Origin of the sequence: Holdemanella hominis (genome assembly GCF_014306155.1) — a bacterium.
In the GTDB taxonomy this organism is placed as follows: domain Bacteria; phylum Bacillota_I; class Bacilli_A; order Erysipelotrichales; family Erysipelotrichaceae; genus Holdemanella; species Holdemanella hominis.
This window is the reverse complement of the sequence record NZ_JACRWH010000063.1, coordinates 1-12,342: the sequence shown is the minus strand read 5'-3', so window position 1 is coordinate 12,342 and position 12,342 is coordinate 1. Positions and strand designations below refer to the sequence as shown.

At 32.9% G+C, this 12,342-nt stretch carries 13 protein-coding genes; 8 read left to right on the top strand and 5 right to left on the bottom strand.

Annotated features, from left to right (window positions below; genetic code table 11):
* The first annotated feature begins 115 nt into the window (after positions 1 to 115).
* The 4 genes from H8911_RS10815 (at position 116) to H8911_RS12965 (ending at position 1,898) form a co-directional block, all read left to right on the top strand.
* A complete protein-coding gene (locus H8911_RS10815) occupies positions 116 to 637 on the top strand; it encodes a hypothetical protein (protein ID WP_186999663.1) in 522 nt (173 codons plus the stop codon).
* Positions 638 to 664: 27 nt separating this feature from the next.
* Positions 665 to 1,042, top strand: a complete 378-nt coding sequence (locus tag H8911_RS10810; protein WP_186999662.1) for an FtsX-like permease family protein — start codon at positions 665 to 667, stop codon at positions 1,040 to 1,042.
* Between the two features lie 70 nt (positions 1,043 to 1,112).
* The gene (locus H8911_RS12970; RefSeq protein WP_186999661.1) at positions 1,113 to 1,313 is read left to right on the top strand and encodes a hypothetical protein; all 201 of its coding nucleotides are present in this window, start codon (positions 1,113 to 1,115) and stop codon (positions 1,311 to 1,313) included.
* A gap of 87 nt (positions 1,314 to 1,400) precedes the next feature.
* The gene (locus H8911_RS12965; protein ID WP_222621022.1) at positions 1,401 to 1,898 is read left to right on the top strand and encodes a sensor histidine kinase; all 498 of its coding nucleotides are present in this window, start codon (positions 1,401 to 1,403) and stop codon (positions 1,896 to 1,898) included.
* 165 nt (positions 1,899 to 2,063) lie between these two features.
* Here H8911_RS12965 and H8911_RS10795 read toward each other — a convergent pair whose 3' ends face one another.
* The gene (locus H8911_RS10795; protein WP_186999660.1) at positions 2,064 to 2,951 is read right to left on the bottom strand and encodes a tetratricopeptide repeat protein; all 888 of its coding nucleotides are present in this window, start codon (positions 2,949 to 2,951) and stop codon (positions 2,064 to 2,066) included.
* Positions 2,952 to 2,956: 5 nt separating this feature from the next.
* Positions 2,957 to 4,120 (bottom strand): hypothetical protein, encoded by a 1,164-nt coding sequence (locus tag H8911_RS10790; protein ID WP_186999659.1) that lies wholly within the window; start codon positions 4,118 to 4,120, stop codon positions 2,957 to 2,959.
* A 185-nt stretch (positions 4,121 to 4,305) separates the two neighbouring features.
* Here H8911_RS10790 and H8911_RS10785 point away from each other — a divergent pair, with 185 nt between their 5' ends.
* The 3 genes from H8911_RS10785 to H8911_RS10775 are packed head-to-tail and all read left to right on the top strand — an operon-like array spanning position 4,306 to position 6,749.
* Positions 4,306 to 5,820, top strand: coding sequence for a hypothetical protein (locus tag H8911_RS10785; protein WP_186999658.1), 1,515 nt, complete (start codon positions 4,306 to 4,308; stop codon positions 5,818 to 5,820).
* Between the two features lie 10 nt (positions 5,821 to 5,830).
* Complete coding sequence (locus H8911_RS10780) at positions 5,831 to 6,010, top strand: hypothetical protein (protein WP_117926844.1); 180 nt, start codon at positions 5,831 to 5,833, stop codon at positions 6,008 to 6,010.
* Positions 6,011 to 6,062: 52 nt separating this feature from the next.
* The gene (locus H8911_RS10775) at positions 6,063 to 6,749 is read left to right on the top strand and encodes a hypothetical protein (RefSeq protein WP_186999657.1); all 687 of its coding nucleotides are present in this window, start codon (positions 6,063 to 6,065) and stop codon (positions 6,747 to 6,749) included.
* Positions 6,750 to 6,795: 46 nt separating this feature from the next.
* Here the strand turns inward: H8911_RS10775 and H8911_RS10770 are convergent, their stop codons facing one another.
* The 3 genes from H8911_RS10770 to H8911_RS10760 form a co-directional block, all read right to left on the bottom strand.
* A complete protein-coding gene (locus tag H8911_RS10770) occupies positions 6,796 to 7,965 on the bottom strand; it encodes a metal-dependent hydrolase family protein (protein WP_186999656.1) in 1,170 nt (389 codons plus the stop codon).
* Positions 7,962 to 9,122, bottom strand: coding sequence for a metal-dependent hydrolase family protein (locus H8911_RS10765; RefSeq protein WP_186999655.1), 1,161 nt, complete (start codon positions 9,120 to 9,122; stop codon positions 7,962 to 7,964). Before H8911_RS10765 ends, H8911_RS10770 begins: the two co-directional genes overlap by 4 nt.
* A 97-nt stretch (positions 9,123 to 9,219) precedes the next feature.
* Positions 9,220 to 11,307 carry a glutamine synthetase III family protein gene (locus H8911_RS10760; protein ID WP_117924805.1) on the bottom strand — a complete coding sequence of 696 codons (2,088 nt, stop codon included), beginning with the start codon at positions 11,305 to 11,307 and terminating at the stop codon, positions 9,220 to 9,222.
* Positions 11,308 to 11,622: 315 nt separating this feature from the next.
* Here H8911_RS10760 and H8911_RS10755 point away from each other — a divergent pair, with 315 nt between their 5' ends.
* Positions 11,623 to 12,237 carry a PD-(D/E)XK nuclease family transposase gene (locus tag H8911_RS10755; protein WP_255466363.1) on the top strand — a complete coding sequence of 205 codons (615 nt, stop codon included), beginning with the start codon at positions 11,623 to 11,625 and terminating at the stop codon, positions 12,235 to 12,237.
* Positions 12,238 to 12,342: the final 105 nt, after the last annotated feature.

Genomic DNA, 12,342 nt, shown 5'->3' with positions numbered 1-12,342 from the left:
GAGTGGTTAACTGTCGATAGATTTGTTTAGGAGTTCCTCTATGTCATCAATCTAAAACTGAATATTTTTAGAATATGAGTGTAATTTTGTCTTGACAAAGGTCACTTCATAACAGGTGAGTCTGAGTTCGATTGTAGTACAAAAAAAGGATGGATCTGAATTTGAAAACCAGTATTTTAATAATTCTGTATATGAATATGATTTTGTTTCTAAGCTAGAAGATACTAAGGCAGTTTCTATTAAGCAGGGTGTAACACTGGATTCTTTACCTGAAGAATATAAGAATGTAGTTTCAGTAGTTGGAACAAATAACACTTCAAAAAATGTTTTATTTCGTAGTGGAGTATTTACTTTAATTTCAGGAAAAAATATTAATTCTAAGGATAGAAACTCTATTCTTATTCATTTGGATCTAGCTAAAAAGAATCATTTAAAAGTAGGGGGCACAATATGTTTGAATTCTCATACTTTTACAATCAAAGGAATTTTTGAAGGTAAGAAGCATGAAACATATAAAGGTTTATCTTCGGATTTAAGTGAGAATACCGTATTTTTGGATTATCATTTTTTAGATACGAAAATGGTCCATAAAATGACAGTTTTCTCGAAGAAAGAAAGTAGGCTTAAACAAGTTTAATCCTTAAATCCATCAAGTGAATATGTTGTGTCTAAAGATACGAATGCCTATAAATCGTCTTTAGAATCTATACAAAGTATGAAGCACATGATTCAGATTCTATCTTGTTCTATCATTGTGTGTGGACTTGTTGTCTTATCTTTGGTGTTGGTTCTAGGGTTAAGAGATCGCATACATGAAATGGGTGTCTTGTTGTCTATAGGAAAAAGTAAGATGGAAATCATTGTTCAATTTATATTAGAACTTGTATTTATATCCTTTCCATCAGGAATCATTCTATGTGTTTTTAGTGTAATTAAACATAATACGTTATGCTTCATATTAAGTCATGGCTTGTTGATGAGTATTATTATCGTTTCTGTACTAATGGCGAGTCTTATGATCATGATCAAAAAGCCAAGCTAAAAATCTAAGTCTACAACTTCTTCCTTACTCCTTAATTATATCCCTATGCTTTTCAGCTATTGTCTCTTTAGTGTATGCCAAATCCATTAAAAATCATGTAGTTGAAATCAAAAGTGTAACCGATCAAATGATGGCATTAGATAAGAAGGCTCGTCTAGAAACTGATTCGAGTTATGAAATTGGGCAGTTGAAGGCACAAATTAATGATTTGTATGAAACACACTTCTTGATTCGATTTCCAATCTTGAATTTAAAAATAAAGAGATTCTAAGATTAGAGAAAATAAAATACAATTTCTTTAAAGGGCCAGTCACGAATTAAAAACGCCTATGCAAGTCTTAAAATCATCTTAGAAAAAATGAAATACAATGTGGGAAAATATAAAAATAGAGATGTTTATATTGATGAATGTATTGATTTAGTTGATCATTTAACTAAGAATATCCAACAAATCTTATCTGAATATTCCATAGAAAATCTAAAAGACGATGAAGAAGTGGTTCAAATCAAAGATATCCTGTCTAGTGTACTTGAAAAATATGATGTATTGATTCACCAAAAGGAATTAAGAATTCAAAATGATTTAAAAAATGAAACAATGTATATTGGCAAGGCAGCTCTAAATATCATTTTGTCTAATCTTATTAGTAATGCGATCAATTATACGCATGAAAAGGATACTATTCATATTGGAATCGAACAAGGCTATTTCTTTATTCAAAATAAACAAGATCCAACCCAATCTAAAGGAAATGGTCTAGGTTTATATATTGTTCGTAATCTATTAGATAATTATAAAATGAAATATGAAACGATTGAAGGAGAAAAATTTATCTTCAAGATTAAATTGAAGTAACAGCTCTTTTAAAGTTGTTGCATTACGTCGCGTACTAACACAAAATGCAAGTTAGAGGTGAAAACCTGCTAATTATTTATGAGATATTAAAACAATTACTGCTTCAATTACTCAAGAAAATAAAGTGGTAAAACTCATTTTGTTTGAGTAATTACCACTTTTGTTTTAGTCTAACATTTCTAGATAATTCACATTTACATATTGATTATATAATGGCTCATCATGAATAATTGCATTTTGAAAGAATTGATCGACATCTTCATAGTTTTTATCATCCATCGATATATAGAATAAATCATCCTCGTATTTAGCTTCGATAATATAATCTTCTCCATTGATTTCTAAGGCGAGTTTACATGGCTTTTGTAGAACATAGTATAGATCAAATAGATCTATGTAGTCTGAATCAAATTGAATAAGCGAATATAAATCGAGTACGATATGTTTAATGATGGCAAGATCACCAAAGAAGTCCGAATAAATCAATCTTTGCGACTGGAATTCCTTCGCAATCAATAATAATTGAATGGCTTGATCTTCATTACCTTCTTCTACATAGATCTTTGCTAGCCTAGAATAGACTTCGGGAACAGGATCAAACGTATTCGTTGCTCCTTGTAGTAAAGGATATAAACTCTTAATGATTTGTACATATTTTGGATAATCTTTTTGTACATAATAGCCATTCTTATACATATCTGCCAATTTATAGGCTGCCACAATATTTCCTTGATCACTCGCAAGTTTATAGTAGTGAAAGGCCTTCTCATAATCGGGTTGTCCCACGCGTCCATAATAGTAAATGTAGCCTAAACATTCATAGGCATCTACATAGTTTAATTTAGCAGCCATTAAATAATAGTCTTCCGCAAGATCAAACTGTTTTTGTCCATAATACCAGACACCCAGTTCCACCATATATTCTGGATTGTTTGTTTCTTGAATTAAAAATTCTAGGGCATTTATAAACTGGATATCATCCTCATATTTGGAATGCACCAAATCATAATAATCATCTAGAACTTGTTTTGCACTTTCGATTGTGAATGCCATACTATCTAAACCTTCTTTATTTTCTTATATCCGATTTCAAAAATTGGAATAAAAGGTTTGTTGATCTCTTTATTCCGTGATTTCTTGCTTAAGAAACCCTCCAACATCTCTTTTATGCCATTTTCAGTTAATTCATCCTCCACACAATAATATTTTGGAGAATATTGCCAAATTGAATAATTATCATTATACATTTCTTCTAGCCTTGCACAATAGGAGCGCTTGCGGTAATTAAATAAATATACAATTTCTTCATTTGTGTTGATATCCCTTAATATGGTTCCTAGTGGATAATAATTGTAGTATTGTACATTTCTAGAAACGTAAACATCTTCTTTTAGTTTCAACACTTCTTTGTTTTCTTTCTTTAACTGTTTATTCACATAACGATTCACATTCGTATTAAAAATATATTTTAAACTATGTGGATTCGGCTCGATTTTTCTTTCTATATCTGTATTAATGAATAGATTTAAACCTTTTAACTCGATATCACCATTTGTATTTGAACACACATATCCATATATTTTATCGCCTTGAATTTTTGATAAAAAGTAAAGGGAAGTATTATATTCCACTATATCTCCTATTTCAAATGTAAATTCAATGTTTTCAAATAAAACAATATGATGTACATCACTATTTTTCAATAATTGAATCTTTCTTTGGATTTGAATCAAATCTTTGCTTGAGACTTGTTTTAAAATTCCTTTGATATTCTGGATGGGAATTCGATACACATTGTTTAAATATAGATAGGAATCGCTAAAGGCACCTGTTTCCTTATCTTTATGTCCATCTTTTAAAGTATATTGAATCTTTGGATTCTTTTTCTTTGTGCTTCCCGCATACCCATACAAATAGTCTTTGTCCTTTTTGATAATCAAAAAGGGACGTATACGATGGGGGTGATTGATATTCACCAAATTGTCTTCGCACACTGGCATACGACAAAAGGCAAGATATCCAGGCTGAATGGTTTGAAATAATTCGTATTGTTCATCCAAATAATTGGTAGATTTTGCGACATACGTTTGTTTCATCTTTTTTGGTGGATTTAAATCCTTCTTTTGTTTCATCTTCGTTGGAGCATTTACATTTTTCTTTGGTTTGATCTCAATTGGTTTTTTACAATGAAATAATCGTTTAAAAATTTCTATGAATCGCATACTTCTTCCTCTTAGGTATAATTCTAACACATAGGTTCAATTTTTTTCGATATCGTACTATAATAATTATAACAATCTCAAGGAGAAATAAAAATATTGCCAAAGCATTTGTTTTGGCTTCTCATTGGATTGAAAAAAGGGTACGATGAATCCCTTTGAAGATATATAAAGGAGGAGTTTTTTTGGTGCGCTTATTGGAACATGCAAATCGTTATAGTAAAGAAAAGGTTTTTGATTGTTATAAAAGAACATGTCAAAATGATTATTGGGACTATGATTCCATGACAAGAAAAGAAATGTTTGAACGCATGATTGAAACCTATACCCCTGAGTATTTAGTTTCTATTTGCACAACATGGGAATTAAAGGTATTAAGAAGATTATTACGCAACCAAGACTTAGAAGACGATCGATATCGTTTTGAAAAACATGCATTAAGCTCTAAGTTTTTATATTTTGATAAAGAATTACCTGAAGAATTCAAAAAGAATGTCAAATTAGCTGTTAAAGATATTGATTTAGATCAGAAGGCAGAAAAAGATGAACCAAGCTTAGTCATTCTTGGAATTATACGTGCCTTTGGCATCATTGAACCATCTTTGATTCAAGCCGTATGTAGTGCTTGTGCATACGATTATAAAGCCATTATTGAGGGAAAACTCTTCAATTTCTGGGCGTATTTAAAAGAAGACTATGAATTAATTGATCATAGTTTAGCTAATGAATATGTATATTGGGATTATAAAGATCTATTGTTTAACATTCGCAATTGTCGTATCGAACGTGAAAGATTCGAACCAAAATTCTTAGATCGAGACAGCTACATTTCTATCTTTTATCATGGTTTTGATGCGACAAATCCAGATATTAAAAAATTTTTTACAGCTGTTAAAAAAGAAGTGCAGGACATCACAAAGTTTAAGGATGAATTGTTCAACAATTTGCTTCGTGGTACTGTGAATGAAGAAAAGATCGATTTAATTCCATTCTTTAATGGATTCTCAGATTCTTTGACAAAGCGCTATCGCAAAGCTGTTGTACAAATTTCATTACCAAATTATTATGGACTTAGTATGAAAGGCTATAAAGAAGCACATGAGCACGTATCTTTTAATGATAAGTTTCGTACTCTAAATGAGAAACAAACGTATGCTTATTTAGATCAAAAAGATACACGCCTATTCTATAAGTTATATTTTAGCGTCTTAGATTATGTGAATGCTTTGGAACAAATTATCCCAAATAAGAAAATTGATCCCAATAATTATATTGAACCCGATGAATTGGTCAATCTAATCGAGGTGTTCTGGAAAGAAAAAGATCGTTTTATTGATGGCTATGTTCAAAAGAATCCTTTAAATCTAACATATCGTAATTTGAATATTATAAAAGATTTTAAATATGGCATGCGCAAAAACTTTTTGTTGGCTGTCTATGAAAAGAACTATACAGTATTAAATGATGAAGGCATCAACTATATGGTCAAGGGTTTAAATGAAAACTTAGATAAATTTATTCCGGCCGAAAAAACACCTATGTTGATTCAAACTGCTATTATGCCATTTAATGGGATGATCATCTATGATGGTTTTATTTCAACGGCCGATATGCAGCTTAGCCAAAAACTTGTTTCAAAGGCATTTGAAGATTATAGTTACGGACAAAAGATTTACTCGTTGTTGCCAAAAAATATGAATTAAAAGGAGAGTTATGAGCTCATTAATACAAGAAATCAATCATTATCGAAAAGAAGTTGTGTACAGTCAATTTTTTCGGATATGTTTTCCGGATGATGTGAGTTGTGAAAAAATTACTCGTAAACAAATGGTTGAGCTAATTATTCAACAATATACACCAGAAAATATTGTAGATGTTTGTACAGTAAAATAACTAAAACTTTTAAAACGAATCGTGAAAACAATTATAAAGAAGTGTATGTAGTATGCCATTTGAAAAGGTGGCGCTTTATCGAAAATATTTATTATTTAAAAATGAAATTCCAGACGAGCTGAAGGAAAGTGTTATTGAGGCTTTAAAAATTGTGGATTTTGATCAAAAAGAAAAACAAGAAGAACCTTTACTTTGTTTAATTGGATTTATTCGCAGTTGTGGAGCTATTGATCTCATGGTTGTTCAAAGGCAAGCACAAAAGTATGGCTTGGATCTTAGAAGTTTGGAAACCAATCCATTATTTAATTTCTGGACATACTATATATTTGATTATTTGATTCCAGATGATACTTATGGAGAAGCTATATTGTATTATGATTCAATTCCATATATGGATGTGATCGCAAATACGCGTCTAGACTATGAATTGATGGCTCCTGTGTTTTTAAAACCAGAAAGCTATCTGTCTATTTTCTATAATGGGTATGATGATGCGGATCCAGATGTTCATGAATTATTTGATCATTTTAAAAAGAGTGAAGATGTATTTGATTTTCTAAAAATGGAACGCATTCTTGAATGTATTGAATTATGTCGTATGACTGAACATTTGATTACAATTTTTCCAAAATTAGAACAATTTGATCCGAAAACAAAAGAATTATTCAAAAAAGCTATATATAAAATGCCGATGCCATATTTAACAGGCATGGCACTGCAGCGTTATCCGTCAAAATGAAAAGGTAGAAATCAAGTTTTAAGATTTCTACCTTTTTCCTATAGTTTTAATTGTTGTCTACCACAATCTTACCGGATTGAATGACTCTATTAATTTTTCTTACGTTTGAAATGTTCTCTAATGGATTTTCATTTAAACAAACTAAATCAGCCTGTTTACCAACTTCAATCGAACCATAGTCCTTTTCAACTCCAACACATCTTGCGGAATTGATCGTGGCCATCTTTAAGATATCCATGTTTGAAATATCAAGTCGAGCCAAAAGCTCCATTTCATAAGCTGTATTTGAATGGTAATTAAATGGCGTTCCTGCATCTGCGCCTAAGGCAATCTGAATACCTTTTTCATAAGCTTTCTTAACACTTTCAACATGGGCATCCTTGACTTTTAACGTCTTATCCACCATATATTGGGCTACACCATTTTCTACACCTTTATCGATAATGCATTGGGGAGCACAAAGGGTAGGGACTAAGAATGTATTATGTTCTTTCATCAGTTCTAAACATTCATCATCTAAAAAACAACCATGTTCAATGGAATCAATGCCTGCATATAAAGCGTTTTTAATACCTTGTAATCCTTGGGCATGGGTAGCTGTTTTTCTTCCGGCCTTATGTGCCTCTTCAATCATGACCTTCATTTCATCCACAGTAAACTGGGCATTACCAGGCTCAACACCCTTGGTCATAACGCCTCCTGTAGCCATCATCTTAATCAGATCCACACCGCTTCTAAGCTGTGTACGAACGGCTTTTAAACATGCATCTTTACCATCGGCTTCAATGCCTTCTTGCCATCCATGACCGCCTGTCATACAAATAACTTTACCAGCACAATACATATGAGGTCCTTCAATCACATGGTTGTCAATGGCCTCTTTAATTTGTAGGTCATAGTTTTCTTCTGTACCTACTGCACGAATAAAGGTAACACCAGATTCTAAATATTCTTTACAGTGTTTTTGGGCATAGAAAGCTTTTTCCATTAAAGAAAATTCTTTTTTTGAGTCAAATCCAACCGGATACAAAATGTGTACGTGACAATTGAAGAAACCGGGTGTAACAACACTTTCATGAATGATATCTTCGTTTATTTCGTGATAATCTTCAATTTGAACGATTTTATCATCTTCAATAGTAATTAATTGATCAAGCTTAGGTGTATCACTAATACCATCAATTAAAGTTTGGGCATGAATATATAGCTTTGTCACTTTACAATCACTCCATCTTTAATGACCTTATCAATTTTACGAACATTTGAAATAGCATCCAATGGATTTTCTTCAAGACAAACGAGATCGGCATGTTTACCCACTTCTAAAGTTCCATAATCATCTAAAACACCTAAACAATCAGCTGAATTGTGTGTCGCGATCTTTAAAATGTCCATACGATCTACACCGTATTTCTCCATTAATTCCATTTCATAAGCGGTGTTGTTATGGTAGTTGAATGGTGTACCACCATCTGTACCTAGGGCAATCTTTAATCCTTGGGCATAGGCTTTTTTAAAACTTTCTACGTGTGCATCCTTAACATAGATTGCCTTTTTAACCATATAGTCAGCAACACCTGCTTCAATACCATTTTCTACAATGCATTGAGGAGCAACTAAAGTAGGAACTAAATAAGTACCGTGTTCTTTCATAAAATCCAAGCATTCTTGATCTAAGAAGATTCCGTGTTCTATTGAATCAATACCAGCATATAGAGCATTTTTTATACCTTGTGTTCCTTGGGCATGGGTAGCTGTTTTTCTTCCAGCTTTATGTGCTTCTTCAATAATGACAGCCATTTCTTCTTGTGTTAATTGAGCACTTCCTGGCTCAACTCCTTTGGTCATAACTCCACCTGTAGCCATGATTTTAATTATATCGACACCTTCTTTAAGAAGGGTACGAGCTGCTTTTCGACATTCATCCTTGCCATCGGCTTCAATTCCATCTTGCCAACCATGACCGCCTGTCATACAAATGCATCTTCCAGCACACAACATATGTGGTCCTTGAATGAGTCCAGAATCAATACAGTCACGAATCTGCATATCATAATCGTTGGCAGTACCTAAAACACGGATAAAAGTAACTCCTGAATGAAGGTAGTCTTCACAGTGTTTTTGCGTATAGAATGCTTTCTCCATCAAACTAAACTTTTTATCGGTCCTAAAGCCAACCGGTTCCATAATGTGAACGTGGCAGTTAAAAAAACCAGGGGTAACGACATTGGCATGAATGACTTCTTCATTTGTTTCATGATATTCTTCAATGGAAACAATTTTTCCGTCTTCAATTGAAATCAATTGATCTTTCTTTGGTGTATCACTCACTCCATCAATCATTATTTTTGCGTGTACGACTAATTTGCTCATAATTAAAACTCCTTTTTAAGTGATTATGAACCTTGAAAGAGAAATATGCAAGTAGTTTCAGAAAATTAATGTAAAAAAGAGGGAATCCTTGGATTCCCTACAACATAGATTTAAATAAAATGTCGTTATAGTCTGGTAAAGGCCAGTCTTCTTTAGAAACATTGGTTTCAATCACATCCGTCAATTGACGAATCGTTTCCATTAACGGAAGTAATTCATCGGCCGCAAAACGAGCAGCTTGTTTTTCTGTTGTGGTTTCTTTGTTGATCAATGCTTCTAATGTATCTAAGTGATTGGATACTAATTCTAGAGGTGTATTGATGTTTTTTAAGATTTTAACTTCTAATGGTGCCTCAATGCCACTTGATTTTTTTGTTTGAATGATTTGAGCCAATTTAGCTTCATAACTAAAGATAGCAGGTAAGATTTGTTTTCGTAACATATAAGCCATTGTTTTAGCTTCAATTTGAACTACTTGGTAGTAGTTTGTGAGTAGGATACTTTCACGAGCATGCAATTCACTTGCAGAATATACATTGTGTTTTTCAAATAATTGTAGATTCTTTGGATCTGTATAGTGAGGAAGTGCATCCGCTGTTGTTTTAAGTTCTAATAAGCCACGTTTTTGTGCTTCCTTTTTCCATACATCGGAATATCCATTTCCAGAGAAAATGATACGCTTATGATTCTTTAATGTCTTTTGAATCAACGCAATTAAGGATTTTGTCATATCTTTTTGTTTAACACATTCCAATTCATCCGCAAACTGTGTTAATTCTTCGGCTACGATTGTATTTAAAATAGTGTTTGGACAAGAAATGTTTAAGTTGGATCCAAGCATTCTGAATTCGAATTTATTACCTGTAAATGCGAATGGAGAAGTACGGTTACGGTCTGTAGAATCTTTTGCGATTGGAGGAAGGGTAGAAACACCAAGTTCCAATTTACGATCGATTGTATCTACATATTCATTTCCAGCTTCAATGGCTTCAAGAATGGCAGTTAGTTCTTCACCTAAATAGATAGAGATAATAGCGGGTGGAGCTTCATCTGCACCTAAACGGTGGTCGTTTCCGGCACTGGCAACAGAGATTCTTAATAAATCCTGGTATTCGTCTACACCTTTGATGATGGCAGCTAGAACGGTTAAGAAACGAATATTGTCTTTTGGCGAATCACCTGGTTCTAAAATGTTTTCTCCTTCTTCTGTACAGAAAGACCAGTTGTTGTGTTTACCACTACCATTGACACCATCAAATGGTTTTTCATGTAGTAAACATACCAATCCATGATGAGAAGCTACTTTTTGTAGAACTTCCATAGTCAATTGGTTTTGGTCATTCGCAATATTTGTTGATGTAAATACAGGCGCCAATTCAAACTGACATGGAGCTACTTCTTTGTGTTCGGTCTTGGCATAAACACCTAATTTCCAAAGTTCTTCATCGACTTCTTCCATATAAGCTTTTACTCGTTCAGATAAACTACCAAAGTAGTGATCATCTAATTCTTGACCTTTTACGGGAGCCGCACCAAATAATGTTCTTCCTGTTACTAATAAGTCTAGACGTTCTTTGAACATGTCTTCATCAATCAAGAAATATTCTTGTTCTGGACCTACTGTTGTTTTGATTTTATGAATGTTGTAACCCATAATGTTTAATAAACGAACAGCTGCTTTGTTTAAGGCATCATTACTTCTCAATAATGGTGTTTTCTTATCCAAAGCACTACCATCATAAGAGCAGAATAAGGTTGGAATATATAAAGTTTTTTCTTTGACAAAAGCTAGAGAAGTTGGATCCCATGCGGTATATCCTCTGGCTTCAAAAGTGGCACGCAATCCTCCGCTTGGAAAACTTGAGGCATCGGGTTCACCTTTGATTAATTCTTTTCCTCTAAAATCTGAAATAACAGATGTTGGCCCTGTTGGATTGATAAACGCATCATGCTTTTCAGCCGTAATACCTGTCATGGGTTGGAACCAGTGCGTATAGTGAGTTGCACCCTTATCCATAGCCCAGTCTTTCATGGCGTTTGCGACTACATCTGCGATCTCTTTAGGAAGCTCCTTTCCTTTTTCCATCACATCCATCATTTGTTTGTAGACGGCATGAGGCAAGTATCTTTGCATAGCAGATGTACTGAATACGTCACATCCAAAATATTCATCGACAATTTTCATTTTTCTAGTATCCTCCTGTCGCGTATATAATATCATTATTTTCACAAATGTTTTGAGAAATTTTTCTTTTTTTCAAAAAAACTCCATTTTTTTACGTATAAGAGTATGTAGGCAATCTGACACACCTAGTTGATTAGATAGTCATAAAACGAAGGTGTAATTGTTTCTTGATCTAGGACACAAAAGTGATGATGGTTCTTTTTAATATCGATACTAACTGTAATCAAAGACTTATCTAACGAATTGTTGTCTAGTTACATTGCGATATTTATAGTTCTAGATAAACAGTTAAATGCCTACTAGAAAGTGGTGCTCATGAGAAGTGCAAATTTATTAAATGATTTCGCCTTTAAGTATGTGTTTGGCGAAGATTGTAAGGAGGCCAATGATGCATTAAAATCATTACTCACGGTATTTTTAGAAAGGAAGGTTGAACATGTCGTTGTAAAGAATTCAGAAATGGTAAAAGACTATACTAAAATGAAAAGTCCTCGTTTGGATTTATTAGTTGAATTTGATGATCAAACATCTGTAGATTTAGAAATGCAGTTAAGACAAACCAAAGATAATTTACTCAATCGATTTAATTATTATTTGGCTAGACTTCATGGTTCACAAGACATGGAAGGAAAAAGTTACAGTCAATTAAAGGAAACTATTGTCATGGTATTCTTTAATTTGATAATTGCTGACGATGATGACATTTGTAGTTTATACACAATGAGGAAATACAGTGGCATTCCTTTAGTGAAAGAAGAAAAAGAAGATCGTATGAAGTTAATGACAATAGAAATGCCAAAAGTAGATTTACATAAACCGCTTGAAGACATGAATGAACAGGAAAAGATGATTTATTACTTTTTGAATTGCCACAAAGGAATGGATGATAGTAAAATTAAGATGATGATAGAAAGTGATGAGATAATATGAAGTGACCTCCTATTGTCAATACGTGGATTACGACTCATAATTGAATTGATTAAAAACACTTATGGTGTTGATGCCATAACACAATAGGAGGTCACTATGAAAAGT